General features: G+C 59.4%; 17 protein-coding genes. 4 read left to right on the top strand and 13 right to left on the bottom strand.

The features are described from left to right. Window positions 1-5: 5 nt before the first annotated feature. Window positions 6-920 (top strand): LysR family transcriptional regulator, encoded by a 915-nt coding sequence (locus AB4N91_RS20160; RefSeq protein WP_010462593.1) that lies wholly within the window; start codon window positions 6-8, stop codon window positions 918-920. A gap of 119 nt (window positions 921-1039) precedes the next feature. Here AB4N91_RS20160 and AB4N91_RS20155 read toward each other — a convergent pair whose 3' ends face one another. The 9 genes from AB4N91_RS20155 to AB4N91_RS20115 form a co-directional block, all read right to left on the bottom strand. Further along, window positions 1040-1534 carry a DoxX family protein gene (locus AB4N91_RS20155; RefSeq protein ID WP_010462590.1) on the bottom strand — a complete coding sequence of 165 codons (495 nt, stop codon included), beginning with the start codon at window positions 1532-1534 and terminating at the stop codon, window positions 1040-1042. Continuing rightward, on the bottom strand, window positions 1531-2292 hold the full coding sequence (locus tag AB4N91_RS20150) for an HvfC/BufC N-terminal domain-containing protein (protein ID WP_200667836.1): 762 nt from the start codon (window positions 2290-2292) through the stop codon (window positions 1531-1533). The genes AB4N91_RS20155 and AB4N91_RS20150 overlap by 4 nt, the downstream gene beginning before the upstream one ends. Then, window positions 2289-3143: an MNIO family bufferin maturase gene (gene bufB, locus AB4N91_RS20145; RefSeq protein WP_200667838.1), complete on the bottom strand. Its 855-nt coding sequence runs from the start codon at window positions 3141-3143 to the stop codon at window positions 2289-2291. Before bufB ends, AB4N91_RS20150 begins: the two co-directional genes overlap by 4 nt. Window positions 3144-3169: 26 nt before the next feature. Then, window positions 3170-3478 carry a BufA1 family periplasmic bufferin-type metallophore gene (locus AB4N91_RS20140; protein WP_010462585.1) on the bottom strand — a complete coding sequence of 103 codons (309 nt, stop codon included), beginning with the start codon at window positions 3476-3478 and terminating at the stop codon, window positions 3170-3172. Between the two features lie 299 nt (window positions 3479-3777). Beyond that, window positions 3778-4479 (bottom strand): ABC transporter ATP-binding protein, encoded by a 702-nt coding sequence (locus AB4N91_RS20135; protein WP_010462583.1) that lies wholly within the window; start codon window positions 4477-4479, stop codon window positions 3778-3780. Continuing rightward, window positions 4480-5247, bottom strand: a complete 768-nt coding sequence (livG, locus tag AB4N91_RS20130; protein ID WP_010462581.1) for a high-affinity branched-chain amino acid ABC transporter ATP-binding protein LivG — start codon at window positions 5245-5247, stop codon at window positions 4480-4482. Beyond that, on the bottom strand, window positions 5244-6500 hold the full coding sequence (locus tag AB4N91_RS20125; RefSeq protein WP_010462580.1) for a high-affinity branched-chain amino acid ABC transporter permease LivM: 1257 nt from the start codon (window positions 6498-6500) through the stop codon (window positions 5244-5246). The genes livG and AB4N91_RS20125 overlap by 4 nt, the downstream gene beginning before the upstream one ends. Then, window positions 6497-7420 carry a high-affinity branched-chain amino acid ABC transporter permease LivH gene (gene livH, locus AB4N91_RS20120; protein WP_010462578.1) on the bottom strand — a complete coding sequence of 308 codons (924 nt, stop codon included), beginning with the start codon at window positions 7418-7420 and terminating at the stop codon, window positions 6497-6499. Before livH ends, AB4N91_RS20125 begins: the two co-directional genes overlap by 4 nt. Before the next feature lie 232 nt (window positions 7421-7652). Further along, window positions 7653-8780 carry a branched-chain amino acid ABC transporter substrate-binding protein gene (locus AB4N91_RS20115; protein ID WP_010462576.1) on the bottom strand — a complete coding sequence of 376 codons (1128 nt, stop codon included), beginning with the start codon at window positions 8778-8780 and terminating at the stop codon, window positions 7653-7655. A gap of 350 nt (window positions 8781-9130) precedes the next feature. Between AB4N91_RS20115 and AB4N91_RS20110 the strand changes: the two genes are divergently transcribed. Further along, window positions 9131-9436, top strand: a complete 306-nt coding sequence (locus tag AB4N91_RS20110) for a DUF2288 domain-containing protein (protein ID WP_010462574.1) — start codon at window positions 9131-9133, stop codon at window positions 9434-9436. Window positions 9437-9734: 298 nt separating this feature from the next. On the opposite strand, the gene AB4N91_RS20105 is transcribed toward AB4N91_RS20110, so the two are convergent. Then, entirely contained in the window at window positions 9735-11930 is a 2196-nt protein-coding gene (locus tag AB4N91_RS20105; RefSeq protein WP_145307486.1) for a hypothetical protein, read from the bottom strand. A gap of 198 nt (window positions 11931-12128) precedes the next feature. Here AB4N91_RS20105 and AB4N91_RS20100 point away from each other — a divergent pair, with 198 nt between their 5' ends. Then, entirely contained in the window at window positions 12129-13034 is a 906-nt protein-coding gene (locus AB4N91_RS20100; RefSeq protein ID WP_191650637.1) for an NAD(P)-dependent oxidoreductase, read from the top strand. On the opposite strand, the gene AB4N91_RS20095 is transcribed toward AB4N91_RS20100, so the two are convergent. Continuing rightward, complete coding sequence (locus tag AB4N91_RS20095; protein WP_154912948.1) at window positions 12987-15197, bottom strand: putative bifunctional diguanylate cyclase/phosphodiesterase; 2211 nt, start codon at window positions 15195-15197, stop codon at window positions 12987-12989. The genes AB4N91_RS20100 and AB4N91_RS20095 overlap by 48 nt on opposite strands. A gap of 131 nt (window positions 15198-15328) precedes the next feature. Beyond that, window positions 15329-15694 (bottom strand): YkgJ family cysteine cluster protein, encoded by a 366-nt coding sequence (locus AB4N91_RS20090; protein WP_042932325.1) that lies wholly within the window; start codon window positions 15692-15694, stop codon window positions 15329-15331. A gap of 358 nt (window positions 15695-16052) precedes the next feature. Between AB4N91_RS20090 and AB4N91_RS20085 the strand changes: the two genes are divergently transcribed. Next, window positions 16053-17402 carry a spinster family MFS transporter gene (locus AB4N91_RS20085; protein WP_077749560.1) on the top strand — a complete coding sequence of 450 codons (1350 nt, stop codon included), beginning with the start codon at window positions 16053-16055 and terminating at the stop codon, window positions 17400-17402. Window positions 17403-17581: 179 nt separating this feature from the next. Here the strand turns inward: AB4N91_RS20085 and rapA are convergent, their stop codons facing one another. Continuing rightward, a complete protein-coding gene (gene rapA / locus AB4N91_RS20080; protein ID WP_010462562.1) occupies window positions 17582-20428 on the bottom strand; it encodes an RNA polymerase-associated protein RapA in 2847 nt (948 codons plus the stop codon). Window positions 20429-20645 lie beyond the last annotated feature (217 nt).

The following is a 20645-nucleotide window of genomic DNA, read 5'->3' as shown; positions in this document are numbered from 1 at the left end:
AATCCATGAGCGAGATGGATGATCTGGCGGCGTTCGCGGTGTTGATCGAAGCGGGCAGTTTCACCTTGGCGGCGCAGCAATTGGGCTGCAGCAAGGGGCAGTTGTCCAAGCGCATCAGCTTGCTGGAAACACGGTTCTCCGTTGTCTTGCTGCAACGCACCACCCGCCGTTTGAGTTTGACGGCGGCGGGCGCGGCGCTGTTGCCTCAAGCCCAGGCGCTGGTGGTTCAAGTCGAAAAGGCGCGTCAGGCGTTGGCGCGGTTGAAGGACGACATGGCCGGGCCGGTGCGCATGACGGTTCCGGTCTCGCTGGGGGAAACCTTCTTCGATGGCTTGTTGCTGGAATTTTCCCGCCAATATCCCGAGGTGCAGATCGAGTTGGACCTCAACAACAGCTTTCACGATTTGTCCCGAGACGGTTTTGACCTGGCCATCCGCTCCGAAGTGGCCAATGACCAACGCTTGGTCGCGCGTCCTCTGCTGGCCTGGCACGAAATGACCTGCGCCAGCCCGGCCTATCTCGAACAGTACGGTGAGCCGCAGACGCCCCAGGCGTTGGCCGACCATCGCTGTCTGCTCAACAGCCATTACAGCGGTCGCGAAGAATGGCTGTATCACCAGCAGCACGAGTTGCTGCGGGTGCGGGTGTCGGGTCCGTTTGCCAGCAATCACTACAGCCTGTTGAAAAAAGCAGCGCTGGCAGGGGCCGGCATTGCGCGGTTGCCTTCCTACCTGCTGCAAACGGAATTGGCTGACGGGCGATTGCGCTGGCTCCTGCGTGATTATCAGACGCGGAGCATGCCGATGTACCTGGTGCATCCGTATCAGGGCGGACTGCCCAAACGCACGCAGGTGTTGGCGGACTACTTGATTGATTGGTTTAAACGCAGCGGCGAGGCATTGGCGCGTCTTCAGCAATAGACGCCCACATCCAACCCCTTGTAGGGGGAGCCTGCTCGCGATAGCGGTGTGACATTCAGCATTGATGTTGACTGACACAGCGCTATCGCGAGCAGGCTCACTCCCACAGGGGAAGGTGTTTACCGGGCGAAATGGCGGGCGATCAGATGATCGATCGACAATTTCCCCGGCCCGGTCGCCATCAGGTACAGCAACACCGCCGCCCAAGTGCCATGGGTCGGGTAGGCGTCGGGGTACACGAACAGTTGAATGGTCAGGGTCATGCCCAGCAAGGCCAGCGCCGAAAATCGCGTGGCTAAGCCGATCAGGATCAGCATCGGGAAGACATGCTCGGCGAAGGCGGCCAGGTGCGCCGCCAGTTCCGGGGACAGCAATGGCACGTGGTACTCGCTCTGGAACAGCGGGATGGTCGAGTCCGCCAGATGCGGCACGCCAAGCTGGAAGGAGCCGTCAAACAGGTCGATGGCCAGGCCTTCGACCTTGGTTTGCCCGGACTTCCAGAACACCGCCGCAATCGAGAAGCGCGCGATAAAGGCGATCAGACTGCGGGGAATCATCTCCAGTAACGCGATGGCGCGAACGATGGGGTTCTGTGATTCGGTCCGGATGTTCATGGCGATACCTTGTTGTTATGCAAGTGAGTGATGGCGTTGCGGCTGATCAGCAGCGCCAGGGTTTGGCTGAGGTCGAAGGCGGGGGCGGCTTCCAGCGCCTGCACCAGTGACTGGCCGTTTTGCAGATTCTGGATGAACGCGCTGGCACCTTGATCAATGGCGAATACTTCAACGTCCAGGCCATTGCGCAACACCAGCGCGTGTTGTCCCTGGCTCAGGTCAATCCCCGCCAGCGTTGTTTCCTGTTGATGCGCCGCCCAGATCGCCACCACCGCGAAGGCAGAACTCAACAGGTTGAGAGAGGGATGAAGTTCGACGGTGAGCTCGCTCAGGGCTTGCGGGTCGACCAGTGCTGCGGCGATCTGCTCATGCTCCAGGGGCTGCGCATCGGCCGCGTGATACGCGATGATGCGCAGGCGCTCCAATCGGGCGACATCGGCCAGATAAGGCACGCTGGCGGCGGGCGCAAAGCCTTCGATGAAGGCTGCGAAATCATGCCCGTAGTCATTCAACAACGGGCTGCGGGGCGGGGAGCCGTGCACATGAACACCGGCCATGGCCCGGAAGAATTCATCGCCGACCAATTGCACAATCACGGGGTAACTGTCCGCCAACGCGTTGATCAGCGAGGCCTGCACATTGTTGCGATACACCGCGAAACGGCTGGCCGGATCGGCGCCATTGACGCTGAATAATCCGTCAGGGCAGGGCCGCTCCGGATCAAGCAGGGCGGCGGCGAAATCGGCGTGATTGCTCATGACCGGGCCTCGGCGCATCGCAACAACTCATCGGCCTGACGCGCTTCGGCGTGTAATACGCCGAAGGCTGGCACCTGATTGTCGCGTTCGATCAGCGTTGCTACTGGCCCGACACGCTCCAGCACTTGCACGTACAGCGCCCACACGGCGTTGTCGATGGGCGCGCCGTGATCGTCGATCAACAGACGGTCACCGAGGCTGTCGGTGTCTTCGGCAAATCCGGCCAGATGAATCTCGCCGACGGCATGAAGGGGCAGGGCATCGATGTAGGCCACAGGATCGCGTTGATGATTGATGCTCGACACGTAAACGTTGTTCACGTCCAGCAACAGCCCGCAGCCTGTGCGGCGAATGACTTCGCTGATGAAGTCGGCCTCATCGATCGTCGAGCGTTGGAACGCCAGGTACGTCGCCGGGTTCTCCAGCAGCATTGGGCGTTTGAGTGTGGTTTGCACCTGATCGATGTGTTCGCAGACGCGGTTCAACGTCGCGTTGTCGTAGGCCAGTGGCAGCAAGTCGTTGAGGAACACCGGGCCATGGCTGGACCAGGCCAGGTGTTCGGAAAAGGAGTGGGGTTGGTAGCGCTCGATCAGTTCGGCAAGGCGTTGCAGGTGTTGAACATCCAGCGGACCTTCGGCACCGATGGACAGGCCAACGCCATGCAGCGACAGCGGATACTGCTCGCGGATCAACCCCAGGTAATGATGAAAAGGGCCGCCGGCCACCATGTAGTTTTCGGCGTGGACTTCGAAGAAGCCGATGTCCGGCTTTGAACCGAGCACTTCACGCAAGTGCCCGGTCTTGAGCCCCAGCCCGGCGCGGGGCGGGAGCCCGAACAGTGAATTGTTCATGGTCGACACTCAGGCTGGGAGGCGGATCAGGCTTTGGCTTTGAAGGCTTCCATCTGACCGAAACCGGTCGGCGAGGTTTTGCTTTCGGTGGTGGCGCACGTGCCTTTCGGAACGAGTTTCCAGGCGTTTGCCTGGTGGTCCATCTTGGCAGTACCGGCGCAGGTGGTGCCTGCACCTGCGGCGCAATCGTTATGACCTTTCATGGCCACGCCGAAGCATTTTTCCATGTTGCTGTTGTCGGCGGCCTGGACGGTGGAGACAGCGGCCATGCTCAGCGCAGAACCAAGGGCCAGAACGAGGGCGGTGGCGGACAGGGTGCGGGTGGTAGCAGTCATGATGTTTCTCCGTTGTTTGAGTTTTGGTAAGCCGCATGTGTGCTGGCTTACCCCTCTAGAGAGAGGTCATCGCGATGCGTTACAGCCCAGTGCAAAACTTTTTAAAAAACCTCAAAACACCACCGAGCCCTTGTGGGAGTGAGCCTGCTCGCGATAGCTGTTTCGCATTCAACGGTTTTGTTGACTGACACTCCGCTATCGCGAGCAGGTTCGCTCCCACAGGGGGGCTTTATTGCCGTGAAGGTTTATGGCGGGCACAAAAAAACGGCCCGAAGGCCGTTTTTGTTTACCGCAATTGCTTAGCCGCCGAGATACGCTTCGCGCACTTTCGGATCAGTCAGCAGTGCTTCCCCCGTGCCGGTCATCACCACCCGGCCGTTCTCCAGAACGTAGGCACGGTCGGCAATTTTCAGCGCCTGGTTGGCGTTCTGCTCTACCAGAAACACCGTCACGCCATCCTTGCGCAGCTGTTCGATGATGTCGAAGATCTGCTGGATGATGATCGGTGCCAGGCCCAACGATGGCTCGTCGAGCAGCAGCAGTTTGGGTTTGCTCATCAGCGCACGGCCGATGGCGAGCATTTGCTGTTCGCCGCCGGACATGGTGCCGCCGCGTTGGGCAAAGCGTTCTTTCAGGCGTGGGAAAAGTCCGAGAACCTTGTCCATCTGTTCCTGATAATCGCCCTTGCTGGTAAAGAATCCGCCCATGGACAGGTTCTCTTCCACGGTCAGGCGGGCGAACACTCGACGACCTTCCGGCACGACCGCAATGCTTTTACGCATGATCTGCGACGAGTCCTGGCCGACGAGCTCTTCACCCATGTAGCGGATGCTGCCGCTGTGGGCTTGCGGCGAACCGCAGAGGGTCATCAGCAAGGTCGACTTGCCGGCACCGTTGGCGCCGATCAGGGTCACGATCTCGCCCTGGCGGACTTCGACGTTGACGCTGTGCAGCGCCTGGATCTTGCCGTAGAAGGTGGAAACGTTTTCAAATTGCAGCATTTACGCTTCCCCCAGGTAGGCTTTGATCACTTCAGGATTGTCGCGGATCTGTTCCGGCGTGCCGTCGGCCAGAGGCGTGCCCTGGTTGATCACGACGATGTGGTCGGAAATGCTCATGACCAGTTTCATGTCGTGTTCGATCAGCAGCACGGTGACGTTATGCTCTTCACGCAGCATGCTGATCAGCGCCTTGAGGTCCTCGGTTTCCTTCGGGTTCAGGCCGGCGGCCGGTTCGTCGAGCATGAGGATCCGCGGGCGGGTCATCATGCAGCGAGCGATTTCCAGACGGCGTTGCTGACCGTAGGCCAGGGTGCCGGCCGGGCGGTTGGCGAACTGCGTGAGGTTGACCTTGTCCAGCCAGAACTCGGCAAACTCCATGGCCTCGCGTTCGCTTTTGCGGAATGCCGGGGTCTTGAACAGACCAGACAGGAAGTTGGTGTTCAGATGACGGTGCTGCGCGATCAAGAGGTTCTCGACCGCGGTCATGTCCTTGAACAACCGCACGTTCTGGAAGGTGCGCACCACGCCTTTGAGGGCGATCTTGTGGCCTGGCAGGCCTTCGATCGGCTCGCCGTCCAGCAGGATGCTGCCGCCACTCGGCTTGTAAAAACCGGTCAGGCAGTTGAACACCGTGGTTTTGCCGGCGCCGTTAGGGCCGATCAGTGCAACCACCTGTTTTTCCTTCACGGTCAGGGCCACGCCGTTGACCGCCAGCAAGCCGCCGAAGCGCATGCTCAGATTTTCGACTTTAAGGATCTCGCGGCTCATTTGCGCAGCTCCATGTGAGGACGTTGCATGGGCAGCAGGCCTTGAGGACGCCAGATCATCATCAGCACCATCAAGGCGCCGAACATCAACATGCGGTACTCACTGAACTCACGCATCATTTCCGGCAGCAGGATCATCACCACGGCGGCCAGGATCACGCCCAACTGCGAGCCCATGCCACCCAATACGACGATGGCGAGGATGATCGCCGACTCGATGAAGGTGAACGACTCCGGTGTCACCAGGCCCTGACGGGCAGCGAAGAAACTGCCGGCGAAACCTGCGAAGGCGGCGCCCAGGGTGAAGGCGGAAAGCTTGATGACCGTAGGATTCAGACCCAGCGCACGGCAGGCGATCTCGTCTTCACGCAACGCTTCCCACGCACGGCCGATCGGCATGCGCAGCAAACGGTTGATCACGAACAGCGCAGCCAGGGCCAGCAACAGTGCAACCAGGTACAGGAAAATCACCTTGTTGATCGAGTTATAGGCCAGGCCGAAGTACTCGTGGAACGTCTGCATGCCCTCTGCCGCTTTGCGCTCGAAGGTGAGTCCGAAGAACGTCGGCTTCTCGATGTTGCTGATGCCGTTCGGGCCACCAGTGATATCGGTGAGGTTACGCAGGAACAGACGGATGATTTCACCAAAGCCCAGGGTCACGATCGCCAGGTAGTCGCCGCGCAGACGCAGTACCGGGAAGCCGAGCAGGAAACCGAAAGTGGCCGCCATCAGGCCGGCGATCGGCAGACAGATCCAGAAGCCCAGACCCAGATAGTGCGACAGCAATGCATAGCTGTACGCCCCGACGGCATAGAAGCCGACGTAACCCAGGTCGAGCAGGCCGGCCAGGCCGACCACGATGTTCAGGCCGAGGCCGAGCATCACGTAGATCAGCACCAGCGTGGCGATATCCACCGCACCACGAGAGCCGAAGAACGGCCAGACCAGGGCACCGGCGATCAGCGCAATGATGATCCAGCGTTGGGTGGTCGGCAGGGTCAGGAAGTTACTGGCCTTGGCCGGAATCAGCGGCATGTTTGGCGACGAGCGCCAGGCCGAGCTGATCTGTTGATCGAACAGCACCCGCAGGAACATCAGCACCGAGCACACCGCGATAGTGATCAGTGTGGCGCTGCTGGTGCCGTGCACTTCGAGGTGGATGCCGACGATGGTCAGTTTCAGACCCAGTACCGGGTAGGCCACGGCCCACACCAGCAAAGCACTGAACAGTGCCTGTTTAAGATTCCTAGTCATACTTTTTCAACCTCCGGACGGCCAAGGATGCCGGTCGGCCGGAACAACAGAACCAGAACCAACAAGCCGAAAGCCACGACGTCCTTGTACTGGTCGCCGAAGATATCGGCACCAAAGGCTTCCGCCACCCCTAATACCAGCCCGCCGAGCATGGCTCCCGGGATGCTGCCGATACCGCCCAGTACCGCTGCGGTGAACGCCTTGAGTCCAACGAGGAACCCGGCGTTCGGGTTGATCACACCGTATTGCATGCTCAACAAGACGGCCGCGATGGCCGCCAATGCGGCACCGATGACGAAGGTCAGGGCGATGATGTTGTTGGTATTGATGCCCAGCAAGTTGGCCATCTTGATGTCTTCGGCACAGGCGCGGCAGGCACGTCCGAGACGAGAGCGGGAGATGAACATTGTCAAGCCGAGCATGGCGACGAAGGTCACCACGAATACCACGATTTGCATGTAGGAAATCAGCACTTCATGTGCGCCACCTGGCCCGAAGGTGAAGCTGCCGGGGATCAGGTTGGCTATGGATTTGTCCTTGGAGTCTTGCGCCAGCAGAACCGTGTTCTGCAGGAAGATCGACATGCCGATGGCGGAAATCAGCGGGATCAGACGGTTGCTGCCGCGCAAAGGGCGGTAGGCGACGCGTTCGATGCTGTAACCGTAGGCACTGGTCACGACGATGGTCGCGATGAAAGCAGCGGTAATCAACAGCGGAACGCTGTCGAGTCCCAGCATGGCCAACCCGGCGATGGCGATGAACGCCACGTAGGAGCCGATCATGTACACCTCGCCGTGGGCGAAGTTGATCATTCCAATGATGCCGTAAACCATCGTATAGCCGATGGCGATCAGGGCATACGTACTGCCAATGGTCAGGCCATTAACCAGCTGTTGGAGGAAGTGATAGATGTCAGGCATTACAGCGCTCCTAAAAACCTGATACGCATTTCACTGGTGGAGTCATTTTCCCGCTCGAGCCCCGTGGATCTGCATCCACTTCGAACGCGAGGTTTGCCAGCGAACCGCTGATGACGGTTTTGAGATTTTCAGGTGGGGAGACTGGCGGATCACGCCAGCGCGGCCCAATACATTCGTAAAACAAAGCCCACGGCACGCCGTGGGCTTTATTGGCAGTCAGTCAGGCAACGCCTTACTGAGGCTTGGCTTCAGTTTTTGGTTTGCCGAAGTGCCACTCGTAAACCACAAATTTGAAGTCTTTCAGGTCGCCCTTGTCGTCGAAGCTCAGGTCGCCGGTAGGCGTCTTGAAGGTGCCTGCGTGGATGGCAGCAGCCACTTTGGCAGTGTCTTCGGACTTGGCGGCCTTGATGCCTTCGGCAATCACTTCCACAGCCGAGTAGGCCGGGAACACGAACGGACCGCTCGGGTCTTCTTTCTTCGCTTTGAACGCATCAGCCAGGGCGATGTTGGCCGGATCCTGGTCGAAGGATTTCGGCAGCGTCACCAGCAGACCTTCCGAAGCTTTCTGAGCGATCTGCGAGATCGAGTCGTTACCCACGCCTTCCGGACCCATGAACTTGGCTTTCAGGCCTTTTTCATCCGCCTGGCGCAGGATCAGACCCAGCTCAGGGTGGTAGCCACCGTAGTAAACGAAGTCGACGTTGGCTTGCTTGAGTTTCTGGATGATCGACGAGAAGTCCTTGTCGCCGGCGTTGATGCCTTCGAACACGGCAACCTTGGTGCCTTTTTTCTCGAGGGTTTGTTTAACGGCGGTGGCGATGCCTTCACCGTATTGCTGTTTGTCGTGCAGGACAGCAACGATCTTCGGTTTTACGAAGTCGGCGATGTAGTTACCGGCGGCAGGGCCTTGGGCGCTGTCCAGACCGATGGTGCGGAACACCATTTTGTAACCACGGGCGGTGATGTCCGGGCTGGTGGCAGCCGGGGTGATCATGATCACGCCTTCGTCTTCGTAAATGTCCGAAGCCGGTTGGGTGGAGCTGGAGCACAGGTGACCGACTACGAACTTGACGCCGTCGTTGACGACTTTGTTCGCGACCGCTACCGCTTGTTTTGGATCACAGGCGTCATCGTATTCAACGGCTTCGAGTTTCTTGCCGTCTACGCCGCCTTTGGCGTTGATCTGTTCGATGGCCATTTTGGCGCCACTGAACTGCATGTCGCCGTATTGGGCTACAGGGCCGGTTTTAGGGCCGGCGATGCCGATCTTGATGGTGTCAGCTGCGAACGAATGGCTGGCAACCCCGGCCAGAACCATAGCGGCAAACAGTTTGGAAATCTGCTTAGTAGCCTTAGTCATAGTGCTCCACTCTTACTGTTGTAGTTTTTATAGTCCTGGCGCCGTAGCAGCAGAACCGGGTCAGATATCTTCGATATCCTCCGGAAAATGCCCCCGACAACTGTACCGGTACAGTGTAGAGCGCCAATTGTTAGCCTGGGAAGCTGGCGCCGGGGGGCAAAACCTGAGGGTGTCGCTTAATTGAAAGAAAAAGACAGAATAGCGGCGGGATGTTAGCTGGCTAATTGCTTGATTCAGCAGCATTCCCTGGCTTTCCTGCTCTTTTCTTTCGGTGACTCAATTGCATCCGGGTTTTTCTGCCAGACCACCGACGTTATCATTCGCGTCGATTTCTTTTCCGGACAGTGCCCATGAATGAAGAACCTAGCACCCTCTATGCCAAGCTGCTTGGTGAAACCGCATCTATTACGTGGAAAGAGTTGGAGCCCTTCTTTGCCAAGGGTGCCCTATTGTGGGTCGATCCCGGCCTGGATTTGATCGCTGCTGCCCAAGCTGTTGCGACGGATGAAGGTGAGAAAGTGGCTGCCTGGCTGGCTGCCGACAAGGTCGCCAAGCTGTCTGAAACGCGGGCGCTGGATCTTTTTGAACGCGACCCGCAGCTGTGGGCTGTGGTGGTTTCACCGTGGATTCTGATCCAGGAAAGGGCGACGAGCTGACTGTCCGCACTTTATTGGTGCGCCTGGCGGGCGACCAAAAGTGTGTAGGTGAGTAGCGTGATGGCATGTTGCCGTAGAGAAAGGCCACAGAAGGGTCTTGGCGAGGGTGACGTAAACGTAACGGGAACAGTTTATTGAGCAGCCTTCGGGCTGCTTAATTGTTTCTGGATGTTGGGTTTTTCGGTGAATCCGATGCCGCCATCGCGAGCAGGCTCGCTCCCACATTTAACCGCGTTTCTTCAGAAGAAATGCGGTCCTTGTGGGAGCGAGCCTGCTCGCGATTGGGCGCGACGCGGTTTTAGAAGGTTTTACCGGTATGGTTATTCAGCGAAATAACCTTGGTCTTGCCAATCCGGTGACGGTAGATCTCACGCAGGTACTTGATCGCCTTCTTCACGCAGTCGCGCGACAGGCGAATGTCGTTGATCGAGACGAATTTGTCCTTGTCGTTGATCAGCTCGCGGTACTTCTTCTCGTACATCGGTTTGATCGCGTACCAGTTGGTGTCGAGGATCTTCGCCGGGTTCTCGAACTCGTTCAGCAGATCGTCGATCAGGTCTTCGTCGAAGTCTTCATTGATGATGAAGTCGAGGATCGAGTTATCCAGGGTGTCGTCGAAGCGGTACGGGTTCTTCGCGAAGCAGCGCTTGATGAAGGCCACGATCAGCGTCAGGAAATCGTCCGACAGGCACGGGCTCTTGGCGATCAGGGTGGTCAGCGACAAGTTGGCCGAAGCGCCGATCACCAGGGCATAACGCTTGAGCGTAGTGTTGGGGAACAGGCTGTTGAGGTGGGTCTTCAACCGGTTCAAGTCCATGTAGGACAGCTTGTAGTCTTTCGGCAGCGAGACAATCGACACCACCGACGAGCAGTTCTTGAAGAAGTGCAGGTCGTGCAACGCGGCCGCGTCATAACCGGAATTCTTGTACTGCTCCAGCGAGGCCCGATAGCGCTTGGACTCGATCGGCAACAGGCTGATGCCTTCGATTGCCTGGGTCACTTTGTTGAAGTGCGGCAGGTCGATGGAACGGAAGAACAGGTCGTCGATGTTCAGACGCTGTGGCTCTTTCTCGAACACCTTGAACTTGTCGCTGCTCGGCGGCGGGGTTTCCGGCACCACGGACTCGGCGTAGGCAATCGCCACCGGGCCGGCCAGGCTCATGAACAGGTCGTTGGCGTCGAGGCGAATGGTTTCGCCGATGTCGATGCCAGCGCGACGGAAATAGTTCTGGTCGTAGTCAGTCGTGACCGCCTGCGCCGTCAGAATGTTGAAGATCTGCTGCGAGATGTATTGGTTGGCGTGCTTTTCCATCGCGTTGACGTCGATGTTCTGAATGTTGCCGTCATCGCTTTCTTCGGCATACCGCATGATGTCGTTGGAGATCAGCATCATGGCGTTCCATGGGCGGATCCGGCCCATGACGCTGGCTTCGCTGCTGTCTTCGTTGGCGAAGTTATAGGAGAAGTCCCACTCTTCCGACAGGTATTTGCACAGCAGGCGACCGGCGTTGATGTGCAGCGCCTCGGACATTTCGCTGCGGTGATCGGAAATGTTCGGCAGCACGCAGATGCCGCTGGTGAAGATCGGCTCGAAGACGAAGGAGTGACCGCTCTTGCCGTCGTGCTCATCCATCGGCTTGGTGTCGAACGTCTTGTTCATGTACGAGTGTTGCTGGGCCAGGCCGAATTCCGAGGCCATGCCCGAACCGGTACCGCCGCCAGCACTGAAGATCGAGAAATACAGGCGCGACTGGTTGGCCTTGATCCCACAGCTGTCGATCAGGTACGAGTGAATCATTTTCCAGTCCGGGCTGGAGAAACGCTGGGTGTCCTTGTTCAGGATGATCTTGGCCAGGTACTGACCGAGGATCGGCGCGTTACCGGCGCCCCCGGCGTGGACTTCCGACAAGTCCATGATCTTCATTTTGCTGTAGTCGCGCAGGAAGCCACTCTTTTCGCCCTTGCGCGAGAAACGGATGCGACCGGCGATGTCTTTGTCCAGGTCGCCAAGCATCACCAGCGGCTCGACCAGGAACACCGGTTTGGTGGCCTTGTTCGTTCCCAGGCGCAAGTTGTTGCGGATCCACTGCGCCGGGCTGTAGCCCTTTTCGGCGTAACGTTTGTCCGGCGACAGGCGGTCTTCGTTGTTGAATTCGTTGAGGTAGAACTTGCGGGCGTTGTACACCAGCTCCGCGACGTCCAGCGCAATGTTCGATCCGCAACGTCCCAGGCCGATCAGGCACACCGACGGGAATTCCTGATCGCTGTGCTGTTCGTTGTCGCCTTCCAGGTGCGGTGGGCGCGGGAACACCATGTCGCGCAGGCCATCGAGGTTATCGAGGATGCGGTCGGTGTTGGTTTCGGTGAAATACAGGTATTGCTGACTGGCCAGAGGACGTGACGGGATCAATGGCTTCGACGATGAGGGGCTGTTCGCCGCGGGGCTCAGTGTCAGGTCGGAAACCGTAGTGGCCGGATTATTTTTAGAGGTCATTGGGCGCCATGTACCTGGGCTGGTTGGCTCGGCGACACGGTGTCGTCGAACCTTCACGGAATAGGAACTCGCGACTTTTTTAGCGCGTATTTTGCCCAAGCGTCAGGGACTAAGCCTGAGCGTCGCTCGGGGGAATCCTTTCCTTAGTCATGATGAATCGGCCAATATTCTGCGATCTTTAATCAAAAAGAAGGCTAAATGATGTCAACGCTACCTTCGTTGAGTTTTGCCGGAATCGGCCTGATGGGCTTGCCCATGTGCCGCCGCCTGTTGGCGGCGGGGTATCCGCTGACGGTGTGGAATCGCAACCCGGCCAAGTGCGCAGCGCTGGTCGAGGCCGGCGCCCGGCAAGTGGCGACAGCGGCCGAATTGGCTCGGCACGCCGAAGTTGTGATGCTGTGCCTGGCGGACACGGCGGTGGTGCGCGAGGTGGTTTTCGGTCCGGCAGGGATTGCCGAGGGGGCTAAAAGCGGTCAGTTGCTGGTGGACTTTTCCAGTCTGGAACCGACGGCGACGCGGGACATGGCATCGGCGCTTGTCGACCAATGCGGCATGCGTTGGCTGGACGCGCCGGTGTCCGGCGGGGTCGTCGGTGCCGAGGCCGGTAGCCTGGCCATTATGGTCGGCGGCGAAGCGGCAGACCTTGAGCGAGTCAAGCCGGTGCTGTTGAACCTCGGTCAGCGGGTGACTCACATGGGCGGTGTCGGCGCCGGGCAGGTGACCAAGGCCTGCAATCAGATGATCGTTGCCTGCAATGCACTGGTGATTGCTGAAGTGGTGGCACTGGCCGAGCGCTCCGGGGTTGACGCCAGCCTGATCGCCGAGGCGCTGGCGGGAGGGTTCGCCGATTCAAAACCCCTGCAGATACTCGCCCCGCAAATGGCCGAGAGTCGTTTCGAGCCGGTGAAGTGGCACGTGCGTACGCTGCTCAAAGACCTCGACACCGCGGTGAAATTCTCCCGCGAACAGGGCTCGGCCACGCCGATCAGCGGCTTGGCCGCACAACTGATGCGCCTGCATGGGGGGCAGGGCTTTTTGGAAAAGGATCCGTCGACGTTAGTGCAGTTGTACCGTAGCCAGGCTCAGAGAACTGACATTGCGTGAATGTTTGCGCTGATTGATTTCGGCCAGCACCGCAGGCAGCTCGGCCAGCGGTACCGGGCGGCTGAGCAGGTGGCCTTGAACCAGGTCGCAGCCCTGGCGTTCGAGAAAGTCATGTTGCTCGGACGTTTCGACGCCCTCGCTGACGACCTGTAAATGCAGGGTGTGGGCCATGATGATAATGGCGTGGACGATTTCCATGTCCTGGGTGGCCTTGGGGATGTCCTGAATGAACGAGCGGTCGATTTTCAGTGTGTTCAGCGGCAGGCGCTTGAGGTAGGCCAGGGATGAATAGCCCGTGCCGAAGTCGTCGATCGAGAGCGAGACGCCGAGAGAACGGATCTGCTTCAACAACGCCAGGGTGTTGGCGAGATTGCCCATCAGCGCGTTTTCGGTGACTTCGAGTTCCAGCCGTTGTGGTGACACTCCGGCGATGCGCAGGGCGTTTTCGATTTCATCGGCCAACTCTTCCCGGGCGAGGTTCAGCGGCGAGCAGTTCACGGCGATCTTGAGTTCTTCGCGCCCCTGGCGAGACAGCACTCCAAGATCCTCACAGGCCTTGTGCAATACCCAGTTATCCAGTTCGTTGATCAGGCCGTTGGCCTCGGCAATGGCAATGAACCGATCCGGTGCCAGCAACCCGTGAACCGGGTGTTGCCAGCGAATCAGCGCTTCGAGTTTGGTGACCTGGCCGCTTTTCAGGTCGTAGATCGGTTGGTAGTAGAGGATCAGACCGGCGTCGTTGCGCAGGGCGTACCGCAGTTCTTCTTCGAGTTGCAGCTCCAGCGTGGCACGGTTTTTCATGTGTGGACTGAAAAAATGCAGCCCGTTGCGCCCGCTGCCCTTGGACTGGTAAAGCGCCAGGTCGGCGTTTTTCAGCAGCTCCTCGCAGGTCGTTCCATCTTGCGGAAAAACGCTGATGCCGATGCTGGTGGTCATGACCATGCTGCGGCCGGACAGCTCGATGGGCTCCTTCATCTTCAGCATGATGCGTTGGGCCATGCTCCGGGCTTCTTCAAGCTCATGCAGCCCGATGAGGATGCAGAACTCGTCCCCGCCAAAGCGCGCCACCACATCGTCATGGCTGCGTACCGAATCCTTGATATGGCTGGCCAGGACCTTGAGCAATTCATCGCCGGCGTCATGGCCCAGGCTGTCGTTGATCCGCTTGAAGTGGTCGATGTCGAGGAACATCACGGCAAGCATCCCGCCTTCGTTGGTCTTTTCGAGCAGTTTTTCGGCGAAAATCTGATTGAAGCCACGGCGGTTGATCAGGTTGGTCAGCGCGTCGTAGTGCGCCACCTGTTGCAGCGACAAGCGCGCCTGATCCAGTTGGCTGAGCAGGATGTTGACCCGCTTCAGGTCGGATTCCTTGTGTTGCAGCTTCTTGTCGGCCAATGCCGCGCTGATGCTGCTGCCGATGATCAGCAAGGTCATTACCGCCACTGTCAGCCCCAGTTGCAGGTGGGTGTTGTCGTCGGGCAGTGGCTGGGGGCTATCGATGGGAAGTACCAGGTTGAGCGCCGCCATGCCAGTGAAATGCATGCTGACGATGCCGGCTCCGAGCACCAGGCTGGCGGTGTATTTGAGCAGTTGATGAACCACGCCGCTGCCCTCGCACAGGTGACGGGAAATCAACAGGGCCGCCAAGCTGGCGCCAATTGCGATCACGATTGAGAGAGCGAACAGGGCAGGGTTGTAATAGGCCGTCGCGTAGGAGCGCATCGCGGCCATACCCACGTAATGCATGGTCGCGATACCCAGGCCGATCCATACCGCGGCCCGCAGTGTTTTCCAGAAAGTCAGATGAGGATGGCTGAGGGTATGCATCGCCAGCCACGAAGCTGTCAGTGCAAACAGCAACGAGATCAGGGTGACGGGTAACTGATAATGGATTTCGATCGGGGCCTGGAAGGCCAGCATGCTGACAAAGTGCATGGCCCAGATACCGCCCGCCAGACACCCGGCACCAACCCAGCGCCACAGACGTTGGGACGCCGCTTTTTCGGCGTGGCCGATCCGTTCGGTGATGTCCAGTGTGGCGAAGCCGGTCGCACAGGCGACCACATAGGCCAGCAACACCAGAAAGGGGTTATGGGTGCAATTGAGGATGACCTGGCCAGTCTCAGGCAGTTGAGTCGTGAAATATAAAGCTGGCCACTCCATCGGACGCCTCGTATTTATCCAGCCGACACCATGAACCCTGGCGAATGTCTTGGAGTATAGAGGTCACACAAAGAGTGCAAACGGTAGTGGCACATTGCATTCGAACATTTTGTAATTACAGGCGCCGGTGTTCAGGCGATCTGCTCATAAGGGAACTCGAATTCCGGTTGCAGGGCCGGCAATCCGAACGCTGCCCGTGCCGCATCGCAATCCACATTTGCCTCGCCGTTGGCCCAGGAGGCGTCGAACTCCCGACAGGTGCTGGAGCGTTGGTCGTAAATCGAGCATTGCACGGTGCTGCCGACTTCGCCGACCAGCCCGACGCAGCGAGTGGGTTTGCAGTCCGTGCCCAGCATGGCCACCCGGCTGGGGCTGATGGGTGCGACTAGCTCGTCAGGCACCGTTCCCCCGGCCGAGGTGCATTCACCCCAGAAAAAAGACACGCGAAAATGAGAACAGCAGGCACCGCAATTCAGACACGGACTGGCTTCGGACATGGGCGATAATCAAAGAGGGATAGGGGATTGGTGGGGCAGGCAAGGCCGCTATTCTAGGCTTCGCTTTGAACTTGGGAAGGGGGCGAAAAAGTATTTTTTCATGTGACCAATGGCGAGAAATACTTGCCTTGCAGAATCCCTTGTGGGAGCGAGCCTGCTCGCGAAAGCGGCGGATCAGTCACCCTCTGTATTGAATGTGCCGGCCTCTTCGCTATCAGCTCGCTCCCACAGGTTTGGATTTGGCTCCATGGGTTGATATCAGCATTACGAATAATTACAGACAGCTCCGGCGGGCCTGTCTAGATTGGAGGTTCCGGGGACAGCGAAGCCCCAATAACAATAAAAGAGACGGACCCCCATGCAGAACTCGACCCAAGCGGCGAATGCCTGGCGCATTCTGTTCCTGCTGTTCCTGGCCAATCTGTTCAACTTCTTCGATCGCACCATCCCGGCCATCATCATCGAACCCATCCGCATGGAATGGCACCTCAGCGACTTTCAGCTGGGGATCATCGGTACTGCATTCACCATCGTCTACGCCATTGCCGGCTTGCCCCTGGGGCGCATGGCCGATACCGGTTCGCGCAGCAAGCTGATGGGCTGGGGCCTGGCAGCGTGGAGCGGTCTGACGGCGGTCAATGGTCTGGTGGGCAATTTCTGGGCGTTCCTGATCGTGCGCATGGGCGTCGGCGTCGGCGAAGCCAGTTACGCGCCGGCCGCCAACTCGCTGATCGGCGACCTGTTCCCGGCGCATCGTCGCGCGCGGGCCATGGGCATTTTCATGCTCGGTCTGCCACTGGGCCTGCTGCTGGCGTTCTTCACCATTGGCGCAATGGTCAAAGCGTTCGACAGCTGGCGTGCACCGTTCTTCATCGCGGCGGTGCCGGGGCTGATCCTCGCTATCTTCATGTTCTTCATCAAAGAGCCGAAGCGTGGCGCGGCAGAAACCGTGCAGGTCTCGCAAGAGAAAGTCGACAAGCCGATCCGGCGAATTCTGGCAGTGCCGACCTTTCTTTGGCTGGTCATGGCCGGGTTGTGCTTCAACTTCGCTACTTATGCCTGCAACTCGTTTCTGGTGCCGATGTTGCAGCGTTACTTCCTGATGCCGTTGCAGGAAGCGGCGGTGGCGACCGGCGTGATCGTCGGCGTGACCGGTTTGTTCGGATTGACGCTCGGTGGCTGGGTCGCCGACAAGATTCACCAGCGAGTGGCCAATGGGCGCCTGCTGTTTGCGGCATTCAGCCTGATCATCTCGACGGTGTGTACCGCGTGGGCGCTGCATGCCGGGCGGATCGAGATCGGGGTGTTCGTGGCGGTGTTCAGCGTGGGTTGGCTGTTTGCTTACAACTTCTATACCTGCGTTTACACGGCGATTCAGGACGTGGTCGAACCGCGCTTGCGGGCCACGGCGATGGCGCTGTTCTTCGCCGGGTTGTACTTGCTGGGCGGTGGTTTGGGGCCGGTGGTGGTGGGTGGTTTGTCCGACCACTTCGCGCACACGGCGATGGCCGCGGCAGGCACCGAGCAAATGACCGAGGCGTTCAAGGCGGTCGGCTTGCATGACGCGATGTACTTGATCCCGGTGGCGCTGTTTTTCACCATGGTGTTTCTGTTTTTGGCTTCGCGGTGTTTTGTTCGGGATTCGAAGCGGATGAAGGAAGGATTGGTCGCTGTGGGTGAATCTGATGTTGCAGTGGCGACTGCATAATCGCTATCGCCAGCAGGCTGGCCCCCACATTGGATCTACAGCGTTAACAAATCCCCGGTGGGCGCTAGTCTGCTCCTGCCAGCGATGCGGCCATCAGCATCACTGCATCAAATTTCAGGCAATAAAAAAGGCCCGCATCACTGCGGGCCTTCTTGTTTTCAGCGGTGGAGCAGGGCGGTTTAACCCGCCACCAACACCCGAATCGCTTCCAGCCGCAACGCGGCTTTATCCAGCATCGCCAGACCCTGCTCGCGTTGTTTGCGCAGGGCAACCAGTTCGCTGTCGCGCACGGTCGGGTTGACCGCTTGCAGTGCGGTCAAACGTGCCAGCTCTTCGTCGGTATCGGCCGCCAGACGACGTTGCGCTTCGGCAACCCGTTCGGCGTGACGCGGGAAGATCTTTTCTTCGCCGGCGTTGATCCGTGGCGTCAGTTGATCGCGCTGAGCCTGGATGAACTTGTTGGCACTGGCGCGGGGCACGCTTTCCAGTTGATCGTTCAAGGTTTCGAACGACACCCGTGCCGACAGGTCGTTGCCATTGGCATCGAGCAGGCAGCGCAGGGCGGCCGGCGGCAGGTAACGGCCCAGTTGCAGCGAGCGCGGCGCAACCACTTCGCTGACGTAGAGCAGTTCCAGCAACACGGTGCCCGGTTTCAGCGCCTTGTTCTTGATCAGCGCCACGGCGGTGTTGCCCATTGAACCGGACAAGACCAGGTCCATGCCGCCTTGCACCATCGGGTGTTCCCAGGTGATGAACTGCATGTCTTCGCGAGACAGCGCCTGGTTACGGTCGTAAGTGATGGTCACGCCTTCGTCGTCGCCCAGCGGGAAACTGGCGTCGAGCATTTTTTCGCTCGGCTTGAGGATCAGGGCGTTTTCCGAATGGTCTTCGCTGTCGATGCCGAATGCGTCGAACAGGGTTTCCATGTAGATCGGCAGGGCGAACTGATCGTCTTGTTCGAGAATGTCCTCGACCAGCGCATCACCTTCGCCAGCGCCGCCGGAGTTGAGTTCCAGCAAGCGGTCACGGCCGGTGTGCAGCTCGGCTTCCAGGCGCTCACGCTCGGCGCGGGCTTCGTCGATCAGCGCTTGCCACTCGCCATCGTCGGCATTTTCCAGCAGCGGCAGCAGGCGCGGGCCGAACTGATGCTGCAAGGCGTTGCCGGTCGGGCAGGTGTTGAGGAACGCGTTCAGCGCCTCGTGGTACCACTGGAACAGCCGTTCTTGAGGGCTGGTTTCCAGATACGGCACGTGCAGTTCGATGATGTGCTTCTGGCCGATCCGGTCCAGACGACCGATACGCTGCTCGAGCAAGTCCGGGTGGGATGGCAGATCGAACAGCACCAGGTGGTGCGAGAACTGGAAGTTACGACCTTCACTGCCGATTTCCGAGCAGATCAGCACCTGTGCGCCAAATTCTTCGTCGGCGAAGTAGGCCGCGGCGCGGTCACGCTCAAGGATGTTCATACCTTCGTGGAAGACCGTGGCCGGAATACCGGAGCGCACACGCAGGGCGTCTTCCAGGTCCATGGCGGTTTCAGCGTGGGCGCAGATCACCAGCACTTTGGTGCGTTTGAGCATCTTCAGCTGATCGATCAGCCACTCGACGCGCGGGTCGAATTTCCACCAGCGTTCTTCTTCGTTGGCGTCCGGCTGGGCCTGGAAGCTGACTTCCGGGTACAGCTCGGCGTGATCGCCCAGCGGCAGTTCGAGGTATTCGTCCGGGCACGGCAGCGGGTACGGATGCAGTTTGCGCTCCGGGAAACCCTGCACGGCGGCGCGGGTGTTGCGAAACAGCACGCGGCCGGTGCCGTGGCGGTCCAGCAGTTCGCGGACCAGGCGGGCGCTGGCTTCGATGTCGCCATCGTTGACGGCGGTCAGCAACGCTTCGCCTTCGTTGCCGAGGAAACCGTGAATGGTCTTGTGCGCTTCCGGCGACAGGCGCCCCTTGTCCAGCAGCTCCTGAACGGCTTCGGCCACCGGGCGATAGTTTTCGCTCTCGGCGCGGAAGGCGTGCAGGTCATGGAAACGGTTCGGGTCAAGCAGGCGCAGGCGCGCAAAATGGCTGTCCTGACCCAGTTGTTCCGGGGTCGCGGTCAGCAACAGGACGCCGGGAATGACCTCGGCCAGTTGCTCGACCAAGGTGTATTCAGGGCTGGCCTTGTCTTCGTGCCACACCAGATGGTGCGCTTCGTCGACCACCAACAGGTCCCAACCGGCGGCGAACAGCGCGTCCTGGGCCTTTTCGTCGTCCACCAGCCACTCGAGTGCAACCAGCGCGAGCTGGGTGTCTTCAAATGGGTTGGCGGCATCGCTTTCGATGAAGCGTTCTTCGTCGAACAGCGCGACTTGCAGGTTAAAGCGGCGGCGCATCTCGACCAGCCACTGGTGCTGCAGGTTCTCCGGCACCAGGATCAGCACGCGGTTGGCGCGGCCCGAGAGCAGTTGGCGATGGATCACCAGGCCGGCTTCGATGGTTTTGCCCAGGCCCACTTCATCGGCCAGCAGAACCCGCGGCGCAATGCGGTCGGCGACTTCGCGGGCGATGTGCAACTGGTGCGCGATCGGTTGCGCGCGTACGCCACCGAGGCCCCAAAGCGCGGACTGCAATTGGCGGCTGGTGTGTTCCAGGGTGTTGTAGCGCAGGGAGAACCAGGCCAGCGGGTCGATCTGCCCGGCGAACAACCGGTCGCTGGCCAGGCGGAACTGAATGAAGTTCGACAGTTGGGTTTCCGGCAGGGTAACCACTTCGTTCTGCGCGTTGAGGCCGTGGTAGACCAGCAGGCCATCGACGTCGTCGACTTCCTGGACGGTCAGCTTCCAGCCTTCGAAGTGAGTGATGGAGTCGCCCGGCGAAAACCGCACGCGGGTGAGGGGCGCATTCCGTAGCGCGTACTGGCGAGTCTCGCCAGTGGCCGGATAGAGCACGGTCAACAAGCGGCCGTCCTGTGCCAGAACGGTGCCTAAACCCAGCTCGGCTTCGCTGTCACTGATCCAGCGTTGCCCCGGTTGATACTGCTGCGCCATGCTGCCTGACTCCCACCTTGAAAAAGCGGGCTATCTTAACGGAATGAGGGCTTCAGGGCCAAAGGACTCTCATAAAAACTCGCACTCTTACGTTAGCCCAGCGACGCGATGCTTGCAGGTCGGGGCACCAATTGGTGCCAAACCGGTCACAGTTTGCGACCGATGGCTCAAGTCGCCATCCCCGCAGCCGACAGCCTGCTGACAGGAGACTAATAAT

This window comes from Pseudomonas sp. H3_D04, assembly GCF_054669175.1.
Note: the sequence above shows the minus strand (reverse complement) of the source record. Positions and strands in the feature narration are given on the sequence as shown.

Bases quoted from the DNA above. Each gene is read 5' to 3' on its own strand.
- AB4N91_RS20100 (WP_191650637.1), top strand. From the start codon at position 12,129: ATGATGTCAACGCTACCTTCGTTGAGTTTTGCCGGAATCGGCCTGATG.
- AB4N91_RS20150 (WP_200667836.1), bottom strand. From the start codon at position 2,292: ATGAGCAATCACGCCGATTTCGCCGCCGCCCTGCTTGATCCGGAGCGG.
- AB4N91_RS20140 (WP_010462585.1), bottom strand. From the start codon at position 3,478: ATGACTGCTACCACCCGCACCCTGTCCGCCACCGCCCTCGTTCTGGCC.
- rapA (WP_010462562.1), bottom strand. From the start codon at position 20,428: ATGGCGCAGCAGTATCAACCGGGGCAACGCTGGATCAGTGACAGCGAA.
- AB4N91_RS20155 (WP_010462590.1), bottom strand. From the start codon at position 1,534: ATGAACATCCGGACCGAATCACAGAACCCCATCGTTCGCGCCATCGCG.
- livH (WP_010462578.1), bottom strand. From the start codon at position 7,420: ATGCCTGACATCTATCACTTCCTCCAACAGCTGGTTAATGGCCTGACC.
- AB4N91_RS20090 (WP_042932325.1), bottom strand. From the start codon at position 15,694: ATGTCCGAAGCCAGTCCGTGTCTGAATTGCGGTGCCTGCTGTTCTCAT.
- AB4N91_RS20105 (WP_145307486.1), bottom strand. From the start codon at position 11,930: ATGACCTCTAAAAATAATCCGGCCACTACGGTTTCCGACCTGACACTG.
- AB4N91_RS20160 (WP_010462593.1), top strand. From the start codon at position 6: ATGAGCGAGATGGATGATCTGGCGGCGTTCGCGGTGTTGATCGAAGCG.
- AB4N91_RS20110 (WP_010462574.1), top strand. From the start codon at position 9,131: ATGAATGAAGAACCTAGCACCCTCTATGCCAAGCTGCTTGGTGAAACC.
- livG (WP_010462581.1), bottom strand. From the start codon at position 5,247: ATGAGCCGCGAGATCCTTAAAGTCGAAAATCTGAGCATGCGCTTCGGC.
- AB4N91_RS20125 (WP_010462580.1), bottom strand. From the start codon at position 6,500: ATGACTAGGAATCTTAAACAGGCACTGTTCAGTGCTTTGCTGGTGTGG.
- AB4N91_RS20115 (WP_010462576.1), bottom strand. From the start codon at position 8,780: ATGACTAAGGCTACTAAGCAGATTTCCAAACTGTTTGCCGCTATGGTT.
- bufB (WP_200667838.1), bottom strand. From the start codon at position 3,143: ATGAACAATTCACTGTTCGGGCTCCCGCCCCGCGCCGGGCTGGGGCTC.
- AB4N91_RS20135 (WP_010462583.1), bottom strand. From the start codon at position 4,479: ATGCTGCAATTTGAAAACGTTTCCACCTTCTACGGCAAGATCCAGGCG.
- AB4N91_RS20095 (WP_154912948.1), bottom strand. From the start codon at position 15,197: ATGGAGTGGCCAGCTTTATATTTCACGACTCAACTGCCTGAGACTGGC.
- AB4N91_RS20085 (WP_077749560.1), top strand. From the start codon at position 16,053: ATGCAGAACTCGACCCAAGCGGCGAATGCCTGGCGCATTCTGTTCCTG.